A 21,566-nucleotide genomic window follows, 5' to 3' on the forward strand; every position below is an offset into this window, starting at 1 on the left:
GCGCTTGATAGACGTCACGCCAGCGTGAGTCAATTGCGTTAGCGCTCGCCGCCACTGCCGACAAGTGATTGATTTTGATGTGTTTTCCAATTTTCGCATCAGCGCAACTCTGTTGACCACTCCGGTTTCAGGCCGCAAACCGTCCCAAGCGAATATTCAACCGATCGGTTGACGTTTCGCCGGGAACGAGCAATCAAAGCCCCATGAGCCTCGCCCCTGCCCAGCGCCTCGACGCCATCTTCGCCGCCCTCGCCGACCCGACGCGTCGCGCGATCCTGACGATGCTGCTCGAAGACGACATGGCGGTCACCGATGTGGCCGAGCCCTTCGAGATGTCGCTCGCGGCAATCTCGAAACACCTCACCATCCTCGCGGATGCCGGCCTCATCTCGCAGGAAAAGCGCGGCCGGGTGAAATGGTGCAAGCTCGAACCCCATGCGTTGCGCGATGCGACGACCTGGATTCAGGGCTTCGGCCAGTTCGAACCGGTGGATCTCGACGCGTTCGAACGCTTCCTGGCCGCCGAATTTGGTGAAGAGGGCTAGGGGCTTTGCCCCTCTGGGCCTCACGGCCCATTCACCCCAGGATATTTTTCGCAGACTGACAGGGAGAGACCTCTTTCAGTCTGCCCCAAATATCCCGGGGGTCCGGGGGCAGCGCCCCCGGCCTCAGACCCCGTGCGAGCGGTCGTAACCGTTTAACGTGGGCGAAACCCAGCCAGCAGGCGGCGCGTCGGGGCGGTAGATGTCGATCTGCAACGGATAGCAGGCGGCCGTGTCCGAGCTATGCTCCGCCCCGCAATCGCCGCCCGGACAGGCTGACAAAGCGCCGAAGAGATCGGTTTCCGCGAAGAATTCAAGGTAATCGCCCGGGCGCACCGGGCTCGCCTTCATGAAATATTGTCCCGTGTCCCGCGTGAACCCGGTGCACATGAAGACATTGAGCACATCATGCACCAGCGCCTCCGCTTCGGACAGCGACAGCCCGCGCGCCTGCGCCAGCGCCCGCGTCAGGTTCGAATGACAGCAATGGTGATACTGCCCGCCACTCAACAGGTTATGCGTATAGGGATCACAGCGCGTGCCAATCACGTCATGCACCGAGCCGCCATCCGCGTCGATCCCATACCAGTCGAGCGTATCCTCGGTGATCGTCGCAAGCGGGCGCAGCGTCGGGAAGGAGGACCAAAGCCGGTCGCCTGTGCTCAGATGCGTGCCATGCAGGGCCCGTGTCTTGCCTGAATAGAACCGCTCCGACAGATCCGCCGACCAGATATTCAGATCGCCCACCTGCGGGCCCTCGACCGACACGATCCGAAAGAAATGCCCCGCCGGCACTTCGAAACAGGCCGCCTCGCGCGGGTCCGCGACATGCGAGGCCACGCGCTTCCACCCTGCCCTTGCGGCGCGATAGCCCGCCAGATCGGGATGCGGCAGGGTCTCGGTCGGGTAACAGATCACGGCGGGGCGGGCCCGGCGTTCAGCGGCGTCTTTCGGTTCGCACATATCGGTCTCCTTTGCGCGCATCAAATCCGGCCCTTGCGCAAAAGAAAAGCCCCGCCATAGCGGGGCCTTTCACATTCCAAAGCGCCGCCTCAGGCCGCGCTGTAATATTCGTACATCTGCTCAAGGGGCGTCAGAACCCGCTCGGCAGGGATCGGTCGGCTCGGCTCGGGGGTGTAATAGGCAAGCGAGTCCTCAAGACTGCGCGCAGCGTCCAGCTTGCGGGGGAAGGTAACGATCTTGGCCATGGAACTCTCCATTACTCGAGTTCCTCCCTGCTGGCGTAGATAGGGGTGCGCCCCAGTCCCGAACAGGTCTGTTTATGCAACCTCGCCATGCGTATGCCGCAATGCAGCAATTTCACGCGGACGTGAGCCGCAGCGCCAATCCCGCCCATGTTCCGGCGCTTGTTCTTTGCCCAAAGCAGTGCCAAAACCCTAGCCATGATCTTTCGCGGCCTATCCTTTTCGCGCATTCGCACCCATTTGCGACCGCTGGCGCTGCTGGCGCTCGGCCTGAGCGTTGCAGCCTGTGCCGCGCCCGATCCGGGCGTGTCCAAGCGCGAGCTGCGCAACACGCCGCTCGAAGGGTGCTGCGATAATGCCGAGACCTATCCAGCACCGCTGATCCATCTGGCCGATCCGCTCGCCCCTGCCGTTGGGCGCGTCGTCGGAGCCATCGTGATGCGTGACGGCTATATCGCCAAACCCGCCGCTTATGCTGCCGTCGAGGCGGACCTGCGACCGCTCGACGTGCTTTTCGTAAGCTCCAAGGGGCGCCTGTCGGGCACGATGCTGCCGGGACTGTTCAGCCATGTCGTGATCTATCTGGGCACCGAAGCGGACCTGCGCGCGCTCGGCATTTGGGACGACCCCGCGCTGGTGCCGCATCACGCGGCGATCCGTGCGGGCAAGACCTATATCGAATCCGACTCGCCCGGCGTTCACTTGTCCGATGTCGAATATGTGCTGGCCACCGATGCGGTCGCGGTGCTGCGTCCGCCGATCACCTCACGCGCGCGCAAGCAGGAAACGCTGCGCAATCTCGCCCGCGCCCTGGGCGCCGATTTCGACTTTTTCTTCGATAACGCCTCGACCGACGCGCTCTACTGCGCTGAACTGGCCGCCCGCGCCATGCCCGAGGCGCAGATGCCGACCCGGCGGCTTTACGGGCGCCAGACGATCGTCCCCGACGATGTTGTGGCCCTCGCTGTGACCGAACGTGGCGCGATGGATTTCGTGGGCTATGTCCGCGGCACCGAAGAGGGCTGGGCCGAAGCCGACCGCGACACGCTGATCGCCGATCTCACCCGGAACTGGCGCAAGGCAGAGCGCGACCCCGCGCGGCTCAAGGATCAGGACCCCGGGTAAATGACAAAGGCCCGGAGAGACCTCCGGGCCTTTGTCATTCCGGTTGCGCGCGCTCAGACGACGCGGTTCACCATCATCTTCTTGATCTCTGCGATGGCCTTGGCCGGGTTCAGACCCTTCGGGCAGGTTTTCGCGCAGTTCATGATCGTGTGGCAACGATAGAGCTTGAAGGGGTCTTCAAGGTTGTCCAGACGCTCGCCGGTCGCCTCATCGCGCGAGTCGATGATCCAGCGATAGGCATGCAGCAGCGCCGCCGGACCCAGATACTCGTCGCCGTTCCACCAGTAGCTCGGGCACGAGGTCGAGCAGGATGCGCACATCACGCATTCATAAAGACCGTCGAGCTTCTTGCGGTCCTCGATCGACTGACGCCACTCTTTCGCGGGGCGGTTCGTCTTGGTTTCGAGCCACGGCATGATCGAAGCGTGCTGCGCGTAGAAATGCGTCAGGTCCGGGATCAGGTCCTTGACCACCGGCATATGCGGCAGCGGGTAGATTTTGACGTCGCCCTTCACCTCATCAAGGCCATAGATACAGGCCAGCGTGTTGATCCCGTCGATGTTCATCGCGCAGGACCCGCAGATGCCTTCGCGGCAGGAGCGGCGGAAGGTCAGCGTCGGGTCGATCTCGTTCTTGATCTTGATGAGCGCGTCCAGAACCATCGGGCCGCACTTGTCCATATCAAGGAAATAGGTGTCGACCCGCGGGTTCTCGCCGGTATCCGGGTCCCAGCGATAGATCTGGAACTTGCGGACATTCGTCGCGCCATCGGGCTTCGGCCAGGTCTTGCCGACGCGGATCTTCGAGTTCTTGGGAAGTGTGAACTGAACCATGTGTGATCCCTTTCGGTTAGCGGGAATAGAGCGGCCGCGTCGGGAGCTGGCCGGATTTTTGATAGACGCAGCGCGCGTAGACTTCGTTCGGGTCCTGCCCGGTCAGATTGCCAAGCGAGACCGTGGTGTCGATGTCATAGATCGCGCCATCCTGATTGAAGCCGAACTTGGCCTCGCCGCTGATCGGGCGGGTGCGCTGTGCGATGTCGTAGCATTGCTGCTCTGCCACCGCGACCGGCACCGGACCGCAGGCCGAGAGCGCCATCAGACCGGCAAGGCCGAGAGCCATCGTGCCGCGCAGTGCCGTCTGACGGGTCATGAGCACAGTCATCCTTCCCTCCTCACAGCAGTGACGCGCCGTTCTGGGCGATGCAGCGCACGGTTTCAGGCCGTTGTGCCACGCCCATCACGGTCGAAACGGTTTCATCCGTGACGCCGACCACCGCGCCCTTGGCGATGGTGTAGATCTCGGACAGTTCGGCATTGTCGATGATGCAGTCCGTGACCGGGGCCGCGTTGACCCCCGGCAGTTTCTGCGCGACCACGCCATTGACGACGGTTTTCGCCTGCGTGCGGGCGATCTCCTCGGCGCTTTGCTCCAGCGGGCCGCTCATCTGGCAGGCGCCCAGCAGGATGACTGCGGCGAAGGGGGCCGTTTTCAATAGTTGATACAATATCCGCTCCCCCCCTGCATGACGCCCAGACCCCGCTGACAGGTTCCGCTGGTGGCCGCCGGATAGCGCGCCGCGTTTTGCTCGGCGACGACGGCGGCGCGATATGCCCCTTGCGGGGTCGTGGCCGAGACACGGGCGAGACAGCTTTCATAGGCCGCCTCGATCATACCCTTGGCAATCCCCTTGCCGAGAGCCGCCCCGAACAGCCCCGCACCATTGGTCGGCGCGGGTTGGTAGCTGCCGCGGGCGCGGGCGTCCTTATAGGCTGCCTCGCATTCCTGTGCGGTCTGTGCCGGGCGACCCTGATAGCGCAGGATATTCTGCTCGCCACAGCCGGCCAAGGTCAGACAGACCCCGGCACAGCAAAGGATCGAAGCGCGCCCCAGCATCAGAACGTCCGCGCTTTCGGCGCGATGGTCTTGAGGCTGATGCCGCCCTCTGTCTCCGTGGTGAGCGGATCGAGGATGACCGGACGATAGCTCAGCTCCACCGTGTTGCCGGTGACACGGCTGACGGTGTGCACGCGCCAGTTCTCGTCGTCGCGGGTCGCATGGTCCTCGGAGGCGTGCGCGCCCCGGCTTTCCTTGCGGGCCTCTGCGCCGACGATGGTCGCCAGAGCGTTCGGCATCAGGTTGGTGAGTTCCAGCGTCTCCATCAGGTCGGAGTTCCAGATCAGCGAGCGATCGGTGACCGCCAGATCGTCGAGCTTGGCCGCCACAGCGGTCATCTTCTCGACGCCTTCCTTCAGCGTCTTGTCGGTGCGGAACACCGCCGCGTCGGCCTGCATCGTCTTTTGCATTTCCAGACGCAGCTCCGCCGTCGGCACGCCACCCTTGGCATAGCGCAGACCATCGAAGCGGTCGAAGGCCTTGTCCACGGACGCCTGGTTCAGCACGCCATTGCGGGCCTTCGGATCGACGACCTGACCGGCGCGGATCGCGGCCGCGCGGCCGAACACCACGAGGTCGATCAGAGAGTTCGAGCCCAGACGGTTCGCGCCATGCACCGAGGCACAGCCCGCCTCGCCCACGGCCATCAGGCCCGGCACGACCGCGGTCGGGTTTTCCTTGGTCGGGTTCAGAACCTCGCCCCAGTAGTTCGTCGGGATACCGCCCATGTTGTAGTGCACGGTCGGCAGAACCGGGATCGGCTCTTTGGTGACATCGACGCCCGCGAAAATCTTCGCCGATTCCGAAATCCCCGGCAGACGTTCCGCCAGCGCCTCTGCGGGCAGGTGCGACAGGTTCAGGTGGATGTGATCCTTGCCATCGCCCACGCCGCGGCCTTCGCGGATTTCCATGGTCATGCAGCGCGAAACATAGTCACGCGGCGCAAGATCCTTGTAGTGGGGCGCGTAACGCTCCATGAAGCGCTCGCCTTCGGAGTTGGTCAGGTAACCACCCTCGCCGCGTGCGCCTTCGGTGATCAGACAGCCCGAGCCGTAGATGCCGGTCGGGTGGAACTGCACGAACTCCATGTCCTGAAGCGCCAGACCCGCGCGCGCCACCATGCCGCCACCGTCGCCGGTGCAGGTATGGGCCGAGGTCGCCGAGAAATAGGCGCGGCCATAGCCGCCGGTCGCCAGAACCACCATCTTCGCGTTGAAGACGTGGAAGGTGCCGTCGTCGAGCTTCCAGCAGACCACACCCTGGCAAACCCCATCGTCCGACATGATCAGGTCGATGGCGAAATACTCGATGAAGAATTCCGCATTGTTCTTGAGCGACTGGCCGTAAAGCGTGTGCAGGATCGCGTGACCGGTGCGGTCAGCGGCGGCACAGGTGCGCTGCACGGGCGGGCCTTCACCGAATTCGGTGGTGTGGCCGCCGAAGGGGCGCTGGTAGATCTTGCCTTCCTCGGTGCGCGAGAACGGCACACCGTAATGTTCCAGCTCGTAAACCGCCTTGGGCGCCTCACGCGCGAGATATTCCATCGCGTCGGTGTCGCCCAGCCAGTCCGACCCCTTCACGGTGTCGTACATATGCCATTGCCAGCTATCCGGACCCATATTGCCGAGCGAGGCGGCGATACCGCCTTGCGCCGCAACCGTGTGCGAGCGGGTCGGGAACACCTTGGTCACGCAGGCCGTGCGCAGCCCTTGCTCAGCCATGCCCAGCGTCGCGCGCAGACCAGCGCCACCGGCACCGACCACCACGACGTCATATTCGTGCGTTTCGTATTGGTAAGCAGCCATCTGTCAGTCTTCCCGTCAGGTTAAGCGCCCATCGCGCCGAGGATGAAGCCGATGAAAGTCATCTTGGCGAGCGCATAGAGCGCCACCGCCGTCACGGCGTAGGAAATGGAATAGGCGATGATGATGCCGATCTTGCGGCTGGTGCCGCGGGCGTAATCCTCGATCATCATCTGCGCGCCCTTGGCGAAGTGGCGCATGCCGACCACGACGGTCAGCGCGGTCAGGATCGCCGGGAACGGGCGCGAGAAGGTCTCGATCACCGCCTCATGGCCCTGGCCCAGCGTCTTGCCGAAGATGTAGACGAAGACCGGAACCAGAAAGGCCAGCCCGACGGCCGACATGGTCATGTACCAGTGATGCTCGGTGCCGGTGCCCGAAGCACCCTTGCCCTCGGCGCGTTTGCGTGCGGTCAGGTAACGCATGGATCGTCTCCTCAGACCAGAATGATGGTGATGATGGTGAGCACGACCGAGCCGACGATCACGCCCAGACCGAGCTTTTCGGCGGTCTCGATCTCAAGGCCCTTGCCAGCGTCGAAATAGAGGTGACGCAGACCGGCGAGGTAGTGATACCACACAGCCCAGAGCGAGCCGGTAAAGACCAGATCGCCGAACCACGAGGTGGCGACCGCGTTGGCGGTCTCGAAATATTCGGGGCTCGTCGCCGCCGCGAGCAGCCACCACACCGCCAGCAGCACGCCCACGATGAGCGCGTTGCCCGTGATCCGCGTCAGGATCGAGGTGAGCGAGGTAAGCTGCGGGCGATAGATTTGGAGGTGCGGGGAAAGGGGCCGTTCCACCCGTTTCACATCAGCCATAATGGGTCCCTCTGTCGCTGGGCTCCGGGCGGGTGCGGTGCAGGGCATCGCGCGGGTCGCGGAGCTGGCCGGAATTGCGTCTCTTCAATAGCGCATATTTCGCCCAAGTCACGCGCCGAGAGGCGGGAAAGTCAGCATTTCGTTACATTCAAGGGCGAAAAATTGGGTTTGTGATCACAAATTTTCCGGGCGTGATCACATGTTAGCGGCCATCAGCCGCTTTCCGCTTTCCCCAAGGGCGGGTCAGAGACTCACCGCCTCCGGACCGCCGCGAGGGGTGCGGGCGGCGTGCTTCGGGGGCGCCCCGGCGCACGCCTGCGGGGCCGATCTCAGACCGGCATCACCGCCCAGTAGTCGAGATCGAGCAGCACCTCGGGCGCGTATTTCCCGTCCTCGCCCTTCAGCGCGAATTCCGCCGCGCCTTCCTTGACCGCGACCAGCCGCAGCCGGATCAGCCCCACGCCCGGCGCATCGGTCTCGGCCTTGTCCAGAACCTCGGACCACGCCTTCACCGTATTGCCCGCAAAGCACGGGTTCGCATGGGCGCCCCCGTTCAGCGCGACGATCATCTGCGCATTGGCCAGCCCGTTGAACGAGAGCGCGCGCGCCATAGAAATCACGTGCCCGCCATAGATCAGCCGCTTCCCATCCTCCCGGAAGGTCGCGTCGAAATGCACCTTGGCGGTGTTCTGCCAGAGCCGCGTGGCGATCATGTGCTCGGCTTCCTCGATGGTCACGCCGTCGACATGGTCGATCTTCTCGCCGATCTCATAGTCGCCCCAGCGATGCGGCTCGCCCGCCAGACCGAAATCGTAAGTCTCGAAGCTCAGGCCCTCGGGGATCACGATCTCCTTGGGGTCCACGACCTTGGCCAGATCGGGCAGCACCGTCTCGGGCGCAGGCGCATCCAGATTGCCTTTGCGCACCATCACCCAGCGCACATATTCCAGCACGACCTCATCCATCTGGTTGAGCCCGCGCGTGCGCACATAGACCACGCCCGACTTGCCGTTGGAGTTCTGCTTGAGCCCGATCACCTGCGATTCCGAGCGCAGCGTGTCGCCCGGATAGACCGGCTTGATCCAACGCCCCTCGGCATAGCCAAGGTTCGCCACCGCGTTCAGCGAGACATCCGGCACCGTCTTGCCAAAGACCACGTGGAACGCCGCCAGATCGTCCAGCGGGCTGCCGTCGAGACCACAGGCGGCGGCGAATTCATCGCTCGAATAGAGCGCATGGCGCGCCGGATAGAGCGCGTGATACAGCGCGCGCTCACCCTCGGCCACGGTGCGCGGCACCGCGTGACGGATCACGTCGCCGATCTTGTAATCCTCGAAAAAGCGGCCCGGATTGGTCTTTGCCATGATCTGTCCTCTCTCGCGGGCGCTTTACTGCGCACCCAGTTTCATGTCGGGGGAATAGTCCCCGTCCTTTTCCTTCACGACCGCCTGCCCGCAGCGCATCACGCCCTTGGCCGCATCGAACGCATAGGTCGGGCTGCCATAAAGCTCCCAGCCCTTGTTCAACGCATCGGTCACCTTGTGGCAGAACTCGCTCGTGTCATCGGCACTGAGAAAACGGTAAAGCTTCATCTCTTGTCCTCACCCGAATGCCGGCACGCCGAACAGGTAATGCAGCCCGGCAATCGCACCGTAGACGATGACCGTCCCCGCCAGCGCCATCGCTTCGAATTTCGCGGGCTTCGCCTTGGGCGGCACCCAGTTCGGCACGGCGCGGTTGATGAGCACGATCTCCAGCACCGCCCAAAGGCCCAAGCCCCCGAACAGCACGAAGCTCTCGACATCTCCATTCACCAGCAGGTGCGAAACCGACCACAGGATCATGCCCAAAAGCATCGGATGGCGCAGCTTGCGCGCGACCGCCGTCTTCATCCCCGAGGCCGCGAACAGGTAGACCGAAACCAGCATCAACAGGTTCTGCACACCGACCATCGCCGGGCTGCGCCCCCAGAACACCGCCCCATCCGCCGCACGGTAGCCGATCACCATGAGCACGATCCCGACCGCGATCAGCCCCGTCACCATCGGCCGCTCCGCGCCCTTCAGGCTGCGGTGAAAGCCGGGGACGATACGTTTGCCCAGATGTGCAAGCGCCCACAGAAGGACGCCGAGGATGAGAAGTGCCATGATGATTGCCCCTTAGCTGTTTAGCGCGGCAATCGCCTCCGCCTTGGCGAGCGTCTGCCGCGCGGTGACAATATGCAGATTCTCGACGATCCGGCCATCCACAACCGCCACGCCCAGACCGTTCTTTTCGGCCTCTTCGAACGCCGCGATCTGGCGGCGCGCGAGGTCGATCTCGGCCTCCGACGGCGCAAAGGCCGCGTTGGTGATCTCAAGCTGCGCCGGGTGGATCAGGGTCTTGCCGTCAAAGCCCATATCGCGGCCCTGCTCGCACTCGACCTTCAGCCCCGCGTCATCCTTGAACGCGTTATAGACGCCGTCCACGATGATCTTGCCGCAGGCCTTCGCCGCGAGCAGGCACAGCCCCAGCCCCGCCTGAAGCCCCAGACGATCCGCGCGGAACCGCGTCTGCATCTCCTTGGCAAGGTCGTTCGTGCCCATCACCATGCCTTCAAGACGCGGATGCGCGGCGATTTCATGCGCGTTCAGCATCCCCAGCGCGGTCTCCATCATCGCCCAAAGCGGCACATCCGGGATCATCGCCGCAACCGCATCCAGATCGGCCGCTTTCGACACTTTCGGGATCAGGATCGCGTCGACCTTGGCCCCGTCCTTGATCGCGGCGGCAAAGGTCTTCACGTCCTCCGCGCCCCATTCGGTGTCGAGCCCGTTGATCCGAACGATCCGCGCGCGCTGACCGTAATCTGCGGTCTTGAGCGTTTGAGCCAAAAGCCCGCGCGCATTGACCTTTTCATCCATCGCCACAGCGTCTTCGAGGTCGAAGATGATCGCGTCACAGACAAGCCCCGTCGCCTTTTCCAGCGCGCGCTCCTTGGAGCCGGGGATATAGAGCACGGAACGATAGGGACGATCGGCCATCTGATTCTCTCCTCGCAATAAAGTTGCGTCAAATGTCATGATCTGGACAGAATCAGCAACCCCCGATTTGCCGCATCGCAGAAAAACGCCGCCGCGTCGCGTCATCCGCGCGGGCCGTTAACCATATCTTTGCCGCTCTTGCGCAGGCTCCTCGCATCGCCACACGGAAAGGCCCTGCCATGACGGATCGTCTTTTTGCTCTCTCGCTCGGGTTTGTCGCGCTGATCGCGGCCGTACAAAACGCGCATGCCGAAACAGCCGCCCCGCGCTGTGGGGCGCGCACGCCGATCATCGAGCAATTGGCGGACCGTTATCAGGAACGCCGCCGCGCCATCGCGCTCGCCGCCGACAATTCCGTAGTCGAGATTTACGCCGCCGACACCGGATCGTGGACGATGCTTGCGACAAGCGCCGAAGGGCAGACCTGCCTGATCGCCAGCGGCGAGGCCTTTGAACTTCTGCAAGACATGCTGCCTGCGCGTGGCAAGGGGATCTGACCCTAGAACACCGCCGTCCAGATCAGCCGCAGCGAGATCAACAGCAATGCCCAGATCACGATCCGGAAAAAGATCACCTGCGGGATCACCCTGACCGCCCAAACCCCGATCAGCACCGCCAGCGCCGCCGGCACCATCAGCACACTCGCCACGCCAAGGCTGTCGGCGTTCAACTGCCCCAGCATGAAATAGGGAAAGAGTTTCAACGCGTTGATGATCGCGAAGAGCACCGTCGAGGTGCCCGCGAAGCGCAGCTTCGACATGCCCAGCGGCAGCGCATAGACCTGCCAGGGCGGGCCGCCCGAATGGCTCACGAAACTGGTGAAGCCGGTGATCGTGCCCCAGAACAGCCCCGGCGCGACCTGCGGTTCGCGCGGCTCGGCCACAACCGGACGGCGCAGGATCGCATTCAGCGCAAAGACCGCGCCGATAATCCCGACCAAGACCGCGACGGCCGCCTCCGGCACAATCTCCGCCGTCGCCCAGCCGATCCCGATGCCCAGCGCCGCCGCTGGCAACACGATCAGCAGCACCTTTCGGTCGAACTCGCGCCGATAGGCCCAGAGGCCGACCATGTCCGAGACGATATAGACGGGCAAGAGCAGCCCCGCCGCCTGAACCGGGCTCATCACCTGCGCCAAAAGCGGCACCGCCAGCCCCGAGACCACTGGCAACCCGCCCTTCGACAGGCCCACCGCCATCGCCGCGAGCACCGCCAGCACCCAGCCGATCGTCCCGATTTCCATCGCGCGTCCCCAGAATCGCCTCAGCCGCCGCCCGAAGTTGCGGCGCTAACAGCCTCTTCTGCCCCGCGTCCCGGTCAAAGGCCAGCCACGCCGCGCTAAAAAATTCCCCCGGATTCTCACGCTTTTTCGGTGCACAACGGCATACAAACGCTCCGCCGCAGCGCAGCGCCCTTGCCACAAGCCCCGCGACCCGCTAACCCATGCGCGTCAGTTTCAACCCATCCATCCTGACTTTTCGGAGGACTCCAATGGCCCGACCCAAGATTGCCCTTATCGGCGCAGGTCAGATCGGCGGCACGCTCGCCCATCTCGCCGCGATCAAAGAACTCGGTGACGTCGTCATGTTCGATATTGCCGAAGGCACCCCCCAGGGCAAAGCCCTCGACATCGCAGAGTCGGGCCCGTCCGAAGGTTTCGACGGTGTGTTCAAGGGCACCAACGACTATGCCGACATCGCGGGCGCAGACGTCTGCATCGTGACCGCAGGCGTGCCGCGCAAGCCCGGCATGTCGCGTGACGACCTGCTCGGCATCAACCTCAAGGTGATGAAATCGGTCGGCGAAGGCATCGCCGCGCACGCGCCGAACGCCTTCGTGATCTGCATCACCAACCCGCTCGACGCGATGGTTTGGGCGCTGCAACAGTTCTCGGGCCTGCCCGCGGAGAAAGTCGTCGGCATGGCCGGCGTGCTCGACTCGGCGCGCTTCCGCCACTTCCTCTCGGTCGAATTCGGCGTCTCGATGCGCGACGTCACCGCCTTCGTTCTGGGCGGCCACGGCGACACCATGGTGCCGCTCGCACGCTACTCGACCGTTGCCGGCATCCCGCTGCCGGATCTGGTCGAAATGGGCTGGACCACGCAGGAAAAACTGGACGCGATCATCCAGCGCACCCGTGACGGCGGCGCAGAGATCGTCGGCCTGCTGAAAACTGGCTCGGCCTTCTACGCTCCGGCGACCTCGGCCATCGAGATGGCGGAAGCCTATCTCAAGGACCAAAAGCGTCTCCTGCCCTGCGCGGCCTTCGTCAAAGGCGCCTTCGGCCTCGACGGCATGTATGTCGGCGTCCCGACCATCATCGGCGCCGGTGGCATCGAGAAGGTCGTCGACATCAAGCTCAACAAGGAAGAGCAAGCGATGTTCGACAAGTCGGTCGACGCGGTCAAAGGCCTCGTCGAAGCCTGCAAGGGCATCGACCCGACGCTGGCCTGATCGGCCAAACGGTTCTACTGTTCAAGGCGTCCCTTCGGGGGCGCCTTTTTCATTTCGGAGGTTTCATGCGTCTCTTTCCCCTCGCCGCGCTGGCCGCGCTCGCGCCCCTGCCCGCGCTGGCCGAACTCGACCTCTCGGCGGAGCTGTCCACGACCAGCATCTCCGCCATGCTGGAGCAGTTACGCGCCCGGCCCGCGCCCGATGCCGACACGCACTTTGCGATTGCCGGGCTGGAATTCCTTGGCGCGGTCGAGCGCACCTACCAGTTGCGCGCGCGCCACGGGCTCGAGGCGTTCTTCGCCTCGCCCTTCACCGGCTACATGGATGGTCCGCACCCCCCCGCCCCTGAACCGCTGACCGCCGAGGTAATCACGCAAAGCCTCACCGACACGCTCGCCGCGATGGAGCGCGCGCGCGCCGCGCTCGACGCTATCCCGTCCGAGGCCGACCCCGCCCTGATCGTCGATTTCGGCGCACCCTGGTTCGACATTGACGGCGACGGCGCGCGTGGCGATGGCGAGGGCATGGCCGATCTCGTCGGCCCCGCGCTGGTCGGCACATGGACCTGGCGCGAGCGCCCGCAGGACGCCGCGCTGCCGGTGATCCGCTTCGACGCGGCCGACCGGCACTGGCTGCGCGCCTATACGCAGCTGATCTCCGGCACGACCGAGATGATCCTCGCCTATGACCCGGCCCCCGCCATCGCCCGCGTGCTCGCCAGCCGCGCCGAGATCACCGCCGCGCAGCCCGACCCGAACCGCGACCTCTATGGCTTTGGCAGCTTCGTCGATGTCGTTGCGATGCTCGACGGTACGCTGCGCCAGAGGCCGGACGCCACCCGCACCCGCGCCGCGCGGACACATTGGCTTGGCATGATTGCGGATAACCGCCTGTTCTGGGCCGCGCTCGCCACGGAAACCGACAACGACCGCGAGTGGATTCCGAATGATCGCCAGACCTCCGCGCTTGGCATCGAATTCCCCGAAGGTCTTGACCAGACATGGGGCGCAGTGCTCGACGATGCCGAGGCGCTCCTGACCGGCACCCGCGCGATCCCGTTCTGGCGCGCGCCCATCGGACTGGACCTGAACGCGTTCCTCGAAAACCCCGCCCCGGTCGACTTCGTCGGCTGGGTGCAGGGCTGGGCCGCGCTAGAGTATCGCAGCGACGCGCCGCCGATCAGCGACACCAACTGGCGCGCCTTTTCCCGTGTGGTGCAGGGCCGCACCGGGCTGATGATGCTCACACTGAACTAAGGTTTGGAAACCAGCGGCGCGGGATCGAACCCCCACCGGTCCCGCGCCGCCCGGATCAGATCGGCCTCATGCCCGAGCAGCGCCAGATCGAAGGCACGCGGGCTGAGATCGACCTGCGGGAAGAGCGCAGCCACCTCCTCGGCGATGGCCGAAGGGTCCCGCGACAGCGCCGCACATTCCTCAAGCGCCGCCGTTTCCTCCGCACTCACCCCCAGCACATCCCACCACAGATCCGAGAGCGCCCGCGCATCCCCGGCAATCGCCTCCGCCGCGATGAACTGCGCCGAACGCGGCCCCGAATAAGGGATCGGATCGCCCGCCACCACGGTCGAGGCCCGGCGCAGCATTTTCAGGACGTAATGCAGCGGCGTCAGCCCGTCATAATGCTGCAAACGCGCGTTATAGCTGGGCCGATAGGGCACGACATTCTGCGTCTCGTCCCATGTTTTCAGGCAGAAATGCACGCCCATCGCATAGCCGCGCCCGGCCCGCACACAGGCCTTGCCCGCGACATGGCCGGTCAGCCCCTTGTTGAGAAACCGCGCCCGCGCGCCGTAAAGCAACTCGCCCGCATGTTTGAAATCCGGCCAGCGCCGCCGGAACACGCCCTCGAAAATATGCAGGCCGGGTTGGCGCGTCACATAGGCCCGCTCATCCACCTCCAGCTTGAGCCACCCCTTTTGCGGCGGCACCCGCGCCAGTTCCCATTCGAGCGGGCGCTCCAGCGTGACGAACTCGTCCGCGTCGCAATGCACCACCCAATCCAGCCCGCTCTCGTCCAGAACCCGCGTCGCATTATATTTCTGCCGCGCCTCGATCCGGGGCGGGCGCTTGGCCTGCCAAGCCCGCGCCCAGCCATCCTCGCCCGAGTGATGCACATGCACGCCCGCAACCTGCGCCACCAGCGCCTCGGCCTGCGGGTTGGGACGGTCGAAGAACAGATGGATCTCATCCGCGCCGACCGCGTGGTGATGCGCAACGAACGCCGCGATCAGGGGCAGCGGCTCGTCCACCGTGGCCACCACGCCCCAGCGCGGCAAAGCCGAAGGGTCTTTCCTGGAATTGCTCAAATCAACCGAAGCCTTTGCGAATCTTGCCGCAGACACATGACCCGAACCCGGCGAGTCGCGCCAGCCCCCGATTTCCCGCAGGTCCGAAGGTCAATGTGATCACAGTTTTAAAACCTGTGATCACAAAAGGCGGTTTTATGCCGATCTGGCCGCCCGAAGGGCATTTATCGTTTTGTCACATTGCCCGGATGTGCCAGAAGGCCACAAATCGCACCAGCATGGGAAAATGCCATGAACATTCATGAATATCAGGCGAAGCAGCTCCTCAAGAGCTACGGCTGCCCGGTCTCCGACGGCCGTGTGGTCCTCAAGGCCGACGAAGCCAAGACCGCAGCCGGCGAACTCGACGGGCCGCTCTGGGTCGTCAAGGCGCAGATCCACGCCGGTGGCCGCGGCAAGGGCAAGTTCAAAGAGCCCGAAGCCGGTGAAAAAGGCGGCGTTCGCCTCGCCAAGTCGGTCGAAGAGGCCGAAGCGATGGCCAAGCAGATGCTCGGCAAGACGCTGGTGACGCACCAGACCGGCCCGGCGGGCAAACAGGTCAACCGCATCTATATCGAAGACGGTTCGGACATCTCGCGCGAACTCTATCTCGCGCTGCTCGTCGATCGTGGCTCCTCGCGCGTGTCGATCGTCTGCTCGACCGAGGGCGGCATGGACATCGAAGAAGTCGCTGCCTCGACCCCCGAGAAAATCCTCAACCTCGTGATCGACCCGGCCACCGGCTACATGCCCTATCATGGCCGCCGCGTCGCCTTCTCGCTGGGCCTCGAAGGGGCGCAGGTGAAGCAGATGGTCGCGCTGCTCGGCAACCTCTACCGTGCCTTCACCGAGAAGGACATGGAGATGCTGGAAATCAACCCGCTGATCGTGATGGAAGACGGCAACCTCAAGCTGCTCGACGCCAAAGTGGGCTTCGACGGCAACGCCATCTATCGCCATCAGGACATCGCCGCTCTGCGCGACGAGACCGAAGAGGACCCCAAGGAACTCGCAGCCTCCAAGTTCGACCTGAACTACATCGCGCTCGACGGTGAAATCGGCTGCATGGTGAACGGCGCGGGCCTCGCAATGGCCACGATGGACATCATCAAGCTCTACGGTGCCGAACCGGCGAACTTCCTCGACGTTGGCGGCGGCGCCACCAAAGAGAAAGTCACCGAGGCCTTCAAGATCATCACCTCGGACCCGAACGTCAAAGGCATCCTCGTGAACATCTTCGGCGGCATCATGCGCTGTGACGTCATCGCCGAGGGCGTGATCGCGGCCGTGAAAGAGGTGGGCCTCAAGGTTCCGCTCGTCGTGCGTCTCGAAGGGACCAACGTCGAGAAGGGCAAAGAGATCATCAACAACTCGGGCCTCGACGTCATCGCGGGCGACAACCTCGCCGACGCCGCCCAGAAAATCGTCAAAGCGGTGAAGGGGTAATCCAATGGCAGTCCTCGTCAATGAAAACACCAAGGTGATCTGTCAGGGCTTCACCGGCTCGCAGGGCACGTTCCACTCCGAGCAGGCGATTGCCTACGGCACCAAGATGGTCGGCGGCGTGACCCCCGGCAAAGGCGGCACCAGCCACCTGAACCTGCCGGTGTTCAACTCGGTCCACGAAGCGAAACACGTGACCGGCGCCAACGCGACCGCGATCTACGTGCCCCCGCCCTTCGCGGCCGACTCGATCCTCGAGGCCATCGACGCCGAGATGGAACTGATCGTCTGCATCACCGAGGGCATCCCGGTCCTCGACATGATGAAGGTGAAGCGCGCGCTGATGGACAGCAAATCGCGCCTGATCGGGCCGAACTGCCCGGGCATCATCACCCCGGACGCGTGCAAGATCGGCATCATGCCGGGCCACATCCACAAGCGCGGCTCCTGTGGCGTCGTCTCGCGCTCGGGCACGCTGACCTATGAGGCCGTGAAGCAGACCACCGACCTCGGCCTCGGCCAGTCCTCGGCCGTCGGCATCGGCGGCGACCCGATCAAAGGCACCGAGCATATCGACGTGCTCGACATGTTCCTCGACGATCCGGAAACCACCTCGATCATCATGATCGGTGAAATCGGCGGCACTGCCGAAGAGGAAGCCGCGGAATTCCTCGCCGAGCAACGCAAGAAAGGCCGCTGGAAGCCGACCGCTGGCTTCATCGCGGGCCGCACGGCCCCTCCGGGCCGCCGCATGGGCCACGCGGGCGCAATCGTCGCCGGCGGCAAAGGCGATGCGGAGAGCAAGATCGAAGCCATGAAATCGGCGGGCATCGTGGTCGCCGAAAGCCCCGCGCATCTCGGCGAAGCCGTGATGAAGGCGATCAAGGGCGCATGACATCTGCGGGGGCGGTTCACGCCGCCCCCACCCCTTCGGCGCCACGCGCGCGCCTCTCGCAAGAGCAAATCAGAGACCGGCCCCCTCTGCTTTGCCCTTTCGAGCCAAGCTCGGAAGACACCGGCAAGCCGCCGGCCATGGAGTGCGTTTGATGACGGCCAATATGACCGACAGACCCGCAAAGGCGTGCCGCAGGGCGCGCGGGTCCGTGCGCTCCGTGCCCACCCGGCTGTCGGCCTTTTTGGCACGATCGGGGGAGGATCGAATGACCAGCACATTTAGCGACGCAAAACCGTTTGCCGCTTTGGCCTGCGCCGTGGCGCTCGCCGCCTGTTCGGGTGCGCAATCCGGCGGCACTCCGCCCAGCCTGATCTATGCCGCCAATGGCCCCGCGCCGGTCAGCTCGACCGACACTCCCGCGCATGTCGGCATCGTCGTCGTCGATCCGGTGACCGGCCAGACCGCCTTCACCACCAACCGTCAGCTCACCCCGGAGGAACAGCTCCGCGTCGCCGCCCAGCACTGCCACGGCCTCGGCAAGACGCTCTCGGGGGCCGATCTTGGCCGAACCTCTGTGGTCGGTGGTCAGGGGACCACCACCCAGGCCATGTGCCAGTAAGCGGAGCCGCACCGATGCGCCGCTTGTACCCCGCCCTGGCCCTGATCGGCACCGCGTTTGTCGCGGGCTGTGATGGCGCCCCGCTCCAAGGCCGCACTGACGGGCCGGTCGCCTATACCAAGTCGACCTACACCTCGTCCTACGGCAAACCCGCCGCCGCTGGTCCCGCACCGGCCCTCGCTCAACCCGGAGCGATGAGCATGGACGAGATCCGACGCTCCGCGCCGGGCCTTGCGCGCGCAATCGAGGCGAACCCTTCAAATGCCGAGATCGAAGCCCGTCTCAAGGGCAAGGACCTCACCCAGATGACCGAGGACGAGATCGGCCTCATGTCGCTCGCCATGGCCCGCGATATCTGCGGCGTGGCGCCCGACGCCCGGATCGATGCCTCGACGCAATGCAACCTCGCGCCCTGACAAGGGCCCGGATGAACACAGACACGCTCAGACGCCTCAAGGTGATATCATGAACGACCAATCTCCGAACGACCAGTTCCAAGCGTCGTCCTTCCTGCAAGGGCATAACGCCGAATATGTTGAACAGCTCTACGCGCGCTTTGCCGCCGACCCGACCTCGGTCGACGATGCCTGGGCCGCGTTCTTCGCCTCGCTGGGCGATATCGAGACCGACGTGAAGAAATCGGCTGCCGGCGCAAGCTGGGACCGCGCCGACTGGCCGCCCGCGCCCGCCGATGACATGACCGGCGCGCTCACCGGCGAATGGCCGGTGGTGCCCGCCAAGGAAGGCAAGGCCGCAGGCGACAAGATCAAGGCCAAAGCCGCCGAGAAAGGCGTCGAGGTCTCGGACGAGGCGGTCAAACGCGCCGTGCTCGACAGTATCCGCGCGCTGATGATCATCCGCGCCTACCGGATTCGCGGCCACCTGATCGCCGATCTCGACCCGCTGCGGATGGCCGAGCGCACCCCGCACCCGGAGCTTGAGCCGAAATCCTACGGCTTCACCGAGGCCGACATGGACCGCCCGATCTTCATCGACAACGTTCTGGGTCTCCAGATCGCGTCGATGCGCCAGATCATCGACATCGTGAAGCGCACCTATTGCGGCACCTTCGCGCTACAATACATGCACATCTCGAACCCCGATGAGGCCGCATGGCTCAAGGAGCGGATCGAGGGGTATGGCAAGGAAATCACCTTCACCCGTGAGGGCCGCCGCGCGATCCTGAACAAGCTGGTCGAGGCCGAGGGCTTCGAAAAGTTCCTCCATGTGAAATACATGGGCACCAAGCGTTTCGGCCTCGATGGCGGTGAGGCGCTGATCCCGGCGATGGAGCAGATCATCAAGCGGGGCGGCAGCCTTGGCCTCAAGGAGATCGTGATCGGCATGCCGCACCGTGGCCGCCTCTCGGTTCTGGCCAACGTGATGTCGAAACCCTACCGCGCGATCTTCCACGAATTCCAGGGCGGCTCCTACAAGCCCGAGGACGTGGACGGTTCGGGCGACGTGAAATACCACCTCGGCGCCTCGTCGGACCGCGTGTTCGACGGCAACAAGGTCCACCTGTCGCTGACCGCCAACCCCTCGCACCTCGAGGCGGTGAACCCGGTCGTCCTCGGCAAGGTCCGCGCCAAGCAGGATCAGTTGAACGACACCGAAGAGCGGATGCAGGTTCTCCCGGTTCTGCTGCACGGGGATGCGGCCTTTGCCGGTCAGGGCGTCGTCGCGGAATGCTTCGGCCTCTCGGGCCTGCGCGGTCACCGCACCGGCGGCACCATCCATATCGTGGTGAACAACCAGATCGGCTTCACCACCGCGCCGCATTTCTCGCGCTCCTCGCCCTATCCGACCGACATCGCGCTCATGGTGGAAGCCCCGATCTTCCACGTGAACGGCGACGACCCGGAGGCTGTGGTCCACGCCGCCAAGGTGGCGATCGAGTTCCGCCAGAAGTTCCACAAAGACGTGGTCATCGACATGTTCTGCTATCGCCGCTTCGGTCACAACGAAGGCGACGAGCCCATGTTCACCAACCCGCAGATGTACAAACGCATCAAGGGCCACAAGACCACGCTGCAACTCTATACCGAGCGTCTCGTCGCGGACGGTCTCATCCCCGAGGGCGAGATCGAGGACATGAAGGCCGCCTTCCAGGCGCACCTGAACGAAGAGTTCGAGATCGGCAAACAGTTCAAGCCGAACAAGGCCGACTGGCTCGATGGCCGCTGGTCGCATCTTGACCGCGAGAAGGAAGACTACGACGCGGGCGTGACCTCGGTCAGCCCCGCCACCTTCGCCGAAGTGGGCCGCGCGCTCTCGACGCCGCCGCAGAACTTCGACCTGCACAAGACCGTGGGCCGTCAGCTCGAGGCGAAAGCCAAGATGTTCGAGACCGGCAAGGGCTTCGACTGGGCGACCGCCGAGGCACTGGCCTTCGGCTCGCTCCTGACCGAAGGCTTCCCGGTCCGCCTCGCGGGTCAGGACTGTACCCGCGGCACGTTCAGCCAACGCCATTCGGGCCTGATCGACCAGACCTCCGAAGAGCGCTACTACCCGCTGAACAACATCAAGCCGGGTCAGGCGCGCTACGAGGTCATCGACTCGATGCTCTCCGAATACGCGGTGCTTGGCTTCGAATACGGCTACTCGCTGGCGGAACCGAACGCGCTCACCCTCTGGGAAGCCCAGTTCGGCGACTTCGCCAACGGCGCGCAGATCATGTTCGACCAGTTCATCAACTCGGGCGAGCGTAAATGGCTGCGGATGTCGGGCCTTGTGTGCCTCTTGCCGCATGGCTTCGAAGGTCAGGGCCCCGAGCACAGCTCGGCCCGTCTCGAACGCTTCCTGCAACTCTCGGCAGAGGATAACTGGATCGTCGCCAACTGCTCGACGCCGGCGAACTACTTCCACATCCTGCGCCGTCAGATCCACCGCAACTTCCGCAAGCCGCTGATCCTGATGACGCCGAAATCGCTCCTGCGTCACCCGCTCTGCACCTCGAAGGCTGAAGAGTTCACCACCGGCTCCTTCTTCCGCCGCGTGATGTGGGACGATGCCGACACCCAGCATCAGGGTAACTCGGAGTTCAAGCTGGCCGCCGACGACAAGATCAAGCGCGTCGTGATCTGCTCGGGCAAGGTCTATTACGACCTGCTCGCCGAGCGCGACGCCCGCGGTCTCGAGGATGTCTACATCCTGCGCCTCGAACAGTTCTACCCGTTCCCGGCGCATTCGATGGTCAAGGAACTCTCGCGCTTCAAGGGCGCCGAGATCGTCTGGTGTCAGGAAGAGCCGAAGAACCAGGGCGCCTGGACCTTCGTCGAACCGAACATCGAATGGGTACTCGGCAAGATCGACGCCAAACACGGGCGCGCCCGCTACGCAGGCCGTGCCGCCTCGGCCTCGCCCGCGACGGGTCTGGCCAGCCGCCACAAGGCCGAGCAGGAAGCGCTCGTCCATGACGCATTGGAGGGTTGATA

At 64.3% G+C, this 21,566-nt stretch carries 25 protein-coding genes; 10 read left to right on the top strand and 15 right to left on the bottom strand.

The features are described 5' to 3' along the window. The first annotated feature begins 203 nt into the window (after window positions 1–203). Window positions 204–545 (top strand): ArsR/SmtB family transcription factor, encoded by a 342-nt coding sequence (locus tag P0X85_RS01415; RefSeq protein WP_275807331.1) that lies wholly within the window; start codon window positions 204–206, stop codon window positions 543–545. A 123-nt stretch (window positions 546–668) separates the two neighbouring features. Here P0X85_RS01415 and P0X85_RS01420 read toward each other — a convergent pair whose 3' ends face one another. Further along, window positions 669–1,505 (bottom strand): urea carboxylase-associated family protein, encoded by an 837-nt coding sequence (locus tag P0X85_RS01420; RefSeq protein WP_275807334.1) that lies wholly within the window; start codon window positions 1,503–1,505, stop codon window positions 669–671. An 89-nt stretch (window positions 1,506–1,594) separates the two neighbouring features. Continuing rightward, entirely contained in the window at window positions 1,595–1,750 is a 156-nt protein-coding gene (locus P0X85_RS01425) for a hypothetical protein (RefSeq protein ID WP_275807337.1), read from the bottom strand. Between the two features lie 195 nt (window positions 1,751–1,945). On the opposite strand from P0X85_RS01425, the gene P0X85_RS01430 reads away from it, so the two are divergent. After that, on the top strand, window positions 1,946–2,872 hold the full coding sequence (locus tag P0X85_RS01430) for a YiiX/YebB-like N1pC/P60 family cysteine hydrolase (RefSeq protein WP_275807341.1): 927 nt from the start codon (window positions 1,946–1,948) through the stop codon (window positions 2,870–2,872). Between the two features lie 53 nt (window positions 2,873–2,925). On the opposite strand, the gene P0X85_RS01435 is transcribed toward P0X85_RS01430, so the two are convergent. From P0X85_RS01435 to P0X85_RS01485, 11 genes are all read right to left on the bottom strand, one after another. Next, window positions 2,926–3,705 carry a succinate dehydrogenase iron-sulfur subunit gene (locus P0X85_RS01435; protein ID WP_275807344.1) on the bottom strand — a complete coding sequence of 260 codons (780 nt, stop codon included), beginning with the start codon at window positions 3,703–3,705 and terminating at the stop codon, window positions 2,926–2,928. A 16-nt stretch (window positions 3,706–3,721) separates the two neighbouring features. Then, the gene (locus P0X85_RS01440; RefSeq protein WP_275807347.1) at window positions 3,722–4,036 is read right to left on the bottom strand and encodes a hypothetical protein; all 315 of its coding nucleotides are present in this window, start codon (window positions 4,034–4,036) and stop codon (window positions 3,722–3,724) included. A 10-nt stretch (window positions 4,037–4,046) separates the two neighbouring features. Further along, on the bottom strand, window positions 4,047–4,319 hold the full coding sequence (locus tag P0X85_RS01445) for a succinate dehydrogenase (protein ID WP_275807350.1): 273 nt from the start codon (window positions 4,317–4,319) through the stop codon (window positions 4,047–4,049). Window positions 4,320–4,363: 44 nt separating this feature from the next. Continuing rightward, entirely contained in the window at window positions 4,364–4,768 is a 405-nt protein-coding gene (locus tag P0X85_RS01450; protein WP_275807353.1) for a hypothetical protein, read from the bottom strand. After that, window positions 4,768–6,573: a succinate dehydrogenase flavoprotein subunit gene (sdhA, locus tag P0X85_RS01455; protein WP_275807356.1), complete on the bottom strand. Its 1,806-nt coding sequence runs from the start codon at window positions 6,571–6,573 to the stop codon at window positions 4,768–4,770. Before sdhA ends, P0X85_RS01450 begins: the two co-directional genes overlap by 1 nt. Window positions 6,574–6,593: 20 nt before the next feature. After that, window positions 6,594–6,995 (bottom strand): succinate dehydrogenase, hydrophobic membrane anchor protein, encoded by a 402-nt coding sequence (gene sdhD, locus P0X85_RS01460; protein WP_275807359.1) that lies wholly within the window; start codon window positions 6,993–6,995, stop codon window positions 6,594–6,596. 11 nt (window positions 6,996–7,006) lie between these two features. Then, a complete protein-coding gene (gene sdhC, locus P0X85_RS01465; protein WP_275807362.1) occupies window positions 7,007–7,390 on the bottom strand; it encodes a succinate dehydrogenase, cytochrome b556 subunit in 384 nt (127 codons plus the stop codon). 329 nt (window positions 7,391–7,719) lie between these two features. Then, a complete protein-coding gene (locus P0X85_RS01470; RefSeq protein ID WP_275807365.1) occupies window positions 7,720–8,754 on the bottom strand; it encodes a MaoC family dehydratase in 1,035 nt (344 codons plus the stop codon). A gap of 24 nt (window positions 8,755–8,778) precedes the next feature. Then, the gene (locus P0X85_RS01475) at window positions 8,779–8,982 is read right to left on the bottom strand and encodes a DUF1737 domain-containing protein (protein ID WP_275807368.1); all 204 of its coding nucleotides are present in this window, start codon (window positions 8,980–8,982) and stop codon (window positions 8,779–8,781) included. Window positions 8,983–8,991: 9 nt separating this feature from the next. Beyond that, window positions 8,992–9,537: an NnrU family protein gene (locus tag P0X85_RS01480; protein WP_275807371.1), complete on the bottom strand. Its 546-nt coding sequence runs from the start codon at window positions 9,535–9,537 to the stop codon at window positions 8,992–8,994. 12 nt (window positions 9,538–9,549) lie between these two features. Then, complete coding sequence (locus tag P0X85_RS01485) at window positions 9,550–10,413, bottom strand: HpcH/HpaI aldolase/citrate lyase family protein (protein ID WP_275807374.1); 864 nt, start codon at window positions 10,411–10,413, stop codon at window positions 9,550–9,552. A 179-nt stretch (window positions 10,414–10,592) separates the two neighbouring features. Here P0X85_RS01485 and P0X85_RS01490 point away from each other — a divergent pair, with 179 nt between their 5' ends. After that, a complete protein-coding gene (locus P0X85_RS01490) occupies window positions 10,593–10,910 on the top strand; it encodes a hypothetical protein (RefSeq protein WP_275807377.1) in 318 nt (105 codons plus the stop codon). Between the two features lie 2 nt (window positions 10,911–10,912). Here P0X85_RS01490 and P0X85_RS01495 read toward each other — a convergent pair whose 3' ends face one another. Next, the gene (locus P0X85_RS01495; RefSeq protein ID WP_275807380.1) at window positions 10,913–11,656 is read right to left on the bottom strand and encodes a sulfite exporter TauE/SafE family protein; all 744 of its coding nucleotides are present in this window, start codon (window positions 11,654–11,656) and stop codon (window positions 10,913–10,915) included. A 248-nt stretch (window positions 11,657–11,904) separates the two neighbouring features. Here P0X85_RS01495 and mdh point away from each other — a divergent pair, with 248 nt between their 5' ends. After that, complete coding sequence (gene mdh, locus P0X85_RS01500; RefSeq protein WP_275807383.1) at window positions 11,905–12,867, top strand: malate dehydrogenase; 963 nt, start codon at window positions 11,905–11,907, stop codon at window positions 12,865–12,867. A gap of 65 nt (window positions 12,868–12,932) precedes the next feature. Next, window positions 12,933–14,123, top strand: coding sequence for a hypothetical protein (locus P0X85_RS01505; protein WP_275807386.1), 1,191 nt, complete (start codon window positions 12,933–12,935; stop codon window positions 14,121–14,123). On the opposite strand, the gene P0X85_RS01510 is transcribed toward P0X85_RS01505, so the two are convergent. Continuing rightward, window positions 14,120–15,193: a glycosyltransferase family 2 protein gene (locus P0X85_RS01510; RefSeq protein ID WP_275807389.1), complete on the bottom strand. Its 1,074-nt coding sequence runs from the start codon at window positions 15,191–15,193 to the stop codon at window positions 14,120–14,122. The genes P0X85_RS01505 and P0X85_RS01510 overlap by 4 nt on opposite strands. A gap of 231 nt (window positions 15,194–15,424) precedes the next feature. On the opposite strand from P0X85_RS01510, the gene sucC reads away from it, so the two are divergent. From sucC to P0X85_RS01535, 5 genes are all read left to right on the top strand, one after another. Next, window positions 15,425–16,618, top strand: coding sequence for an ADP-forming succinate--CoA ligase subunit beta (gene sucC, locus P0X85_RS01515; protein WP_275807392.1), 1,194 nt, complete (start codon window positions 15,425–15,427; stop codon window positions 16,616–16,618). Window positions 16,619–16,622: 4 nt separating this feature from the next. Then, complete coding sequence (gene sucD / locus P0X85_RS01520; protein WP_275807395.1) at window positions 16,623–17,510, top strand: succinate--CoA ligase subunit alpha; 888 nt, start codon at window positions 16,623–16,625, stop codon at window positions 17,508–17,510. A gap of 265 nt (window positions 17,511–17,775) precedes the next feature. After that, complete coding sequence (locus tag P0X85_RS01525) at window positions 17,776–18,129, top strand: hypothetical protein (RefSeq protein WP_275807398.1); 354 nt, start codon at window positions 17,776–17,778, stop codon at window positions 18,127–18,129. A gap of 14 nt (window positions 18,130–18,143) precedes the next feature. Next, a complete protein-coding gene (locus P0X85_RS01530; RefSeq protein ID WP_275807401.1) occupies window positions 18,144–18,545 on the top strand; it encodes a hypothetical protein in 402 nt (133 codons plus the stop codon). Window positions 18,546–18,594: 49 nt separating this feature from the next. After that, window positions 18,595–21,564, top strand: coding sequence for a 2-oxoglutarate dehydrogenase E1 component (locus tag P0X85_RS01535; RefSeq protein ID WP_275807404.1), 2,970 nt, complete (start codon window positions 18,595–18,597; stop codon window positions 21,562–21,564). The last annotated feature ends 2 nt before the right edge of the window (window positions 21,565–21,566 follow it).

It is taken from the genome of Pseudothioclava nitratireducens (assembly GCF_029210495.1).
GTDB lineage: Bacteria > Pseudomonadota > Alphaproteobacteria > Rhodobacterales > Rhodobacteraceae > Pseudothioclava > Pseudothioclava nitratireducens.

Excerpts from the sequence above, each read along its gene's own strand:
- P0X85_RS01415 (WP_275807331.1), top strand. The coding sequence starts at position 204 with ATGAGCCTCGCCCCTGCCCAGCGCCTCGACGCCATCTTCGCCGCCCTC.
- P0X85_RS01420 (WP_275807334.1), bottom strand. The coding sequence starts at position 1,505 with ATGTGCGAACCGAAAGACGCCGCTGAACGCCGGGCCCGCCCCGCCGTG.
- P0X85_RS01425 (WP_275807337.1), bottom strand. The coding sequence starts at position 1,750 with ATGGCCAAGATCGTTACCTTCCCCCGCAAGCTGGACGCTGCGCGCAGT.
- P0X85_RS01430 (WP_275807341.1), top strand. The coding sequence starts at position 1,946 with ATGATCTTTCGCGGCCTATCCTTTTCGCGCATTCGCACCCATTTGCGA.
- P0X85_RS01435 (WP_275807344.1), bottom strand. The coding sequence starts at position 3,705 with ATGGTTCAGTTCACACTTCCCAAGAACTCGAAGATCCGCGTCGGCAAG.
- P0X85_RS01440 (WP_275807347.1), bottom strand. The coding sequence starts at position 4,036 with ATGACTGTGCTCATGACCCGTCAGACGGCACTGCGCGGCACGATGGCT.
- P0X85_RS01445 (WP_275807350.1), bottom strand. The coding sequence starts at position 4,319 with ATGAGCGGCCCGCTGGAGCAAAGCGCCGAGGAGATCGCCCGCACGCAG.
- P0X85_RS01450 (WP_275807353.1), bottom strand. The coding sequence starts at position 4,768 with ATGCTGGGGCGCGCTTCGATCCTTTGCTGTGCCGGGGTCTGTCTGACC.
- sdhA (WP_275807356.1), bottom strand. The coding sequence starts at position 6,573 with ATGGCTGCTTACCAATACGAAACGCACGAATATGACGTCGTGGTGGTC.
- sdhD (WP_275807359.1), bottom strand. The coding sequence starts at position 6,995 with ATGCGTTACCTGACCGCACGCAAACGCGCCGAGGGCAAGGGTGCTTCG.
- sdhC (WP_275807362.1), bottom strand. The coding sequence starts at position 7,390 with ATGGCTGATGTGAAACGGGTGGAACGGCCCCTTTCCCCGCACCTCCAA.
- P0X85_RS01470 (WP_275807365.1), bottom strand. The coding sequence starts at position 8,754 with ATGGCAAAGACCAATCCGGGCCGCTTTTTCGAGGATTACAAGATCGGC.
- P0X85_RS01475 (WP_275807368.1), bottom strand. The coding sequence starts at position 8,982 with ATGAAGCTTTACCGTTTTCTCAGTGCCGATGACACGAGCGAGTTCTGC.
- P0X85_RS01480 (WP_275807371.1), bottom strand. The coding sequence starts at position 9,537 with ATGGCACTTCTCATCCTCGGCGTCCTTCTGTGGGCGCTTGCACATCTG.
- P0X85_RS01485 (WP_275807374.1), bottom strand. The coding sequence starts at position 10,413 with ATGGCCGATCGTCCCTATCGTTCCGTGCTCTATATCCCCGGCTCCAAG.
- P0X85_RS01490 (WP_275807377.1), top strand. The coding sequence starts at position 10,593 with ATGACGGATCGTCTTTTTGCTCTCTCGCTCGGGTTTGTCGCGCTGATC.
- P0X85_RS01495 (WP_275807380.1), bottom strand. The coding sequence starts at position 11,656 with ATGGAAATCGGGACGATCGGCTGGGTGCTGGCGGTGCTCGCGGCGATG.
- mdh (WP_275807383.1), top strand. The coding sequence starts at position 11,905 with ATGGCCCGACCCAAGATTGCCCTTATCGGCGCAGGTCAGATCGGCGGC.
- P0X85_RS01505 (WP_275807386.1), top strand. The coding sequence starts at position 12,933 with ATGCGTCTCTTTCCCCTCGCCGCGCTGGCCGCGCTCGCGCCCCTGCCC.
- sucC (WP_275807392.1), top strand. The coding sequence starts at position 15,425 with ATGAACATTCATGAATATCAGGCGAAGCAGCTCCTCAAGAGCTACGGC.
- sucD (WP_275807395.1), top strand. The coding sequence starts at position 16,623 with ATGGCAGTCCTCGTCAATGAAAACACCAAGGTGATCTGTCAGGGCTTC.
- P0X85_RS01525 (WP_275807398.1), top strand. The coding sequence starts at position 17,776 with ATGACCAGCACATTTAGCGACGCAAAACCGTTTGCCGCTTTGGCCTGC.
- P0X85_RS01530 (WP_275807401.1), top strand. The coding sequence starts at position 18,144 with ATGCGCCGCTTGTACCCCGCCCTGGCCCTGATCGGCACCGCGTTTGTC.
- P0X85_RS01535 (WP_275807404.1), top strand. The coding sequence starts at position 18,595 with ATGAACGACCAATCTCCGAACGACCAGTTCCAAGCGTCGTCCTTCCTG.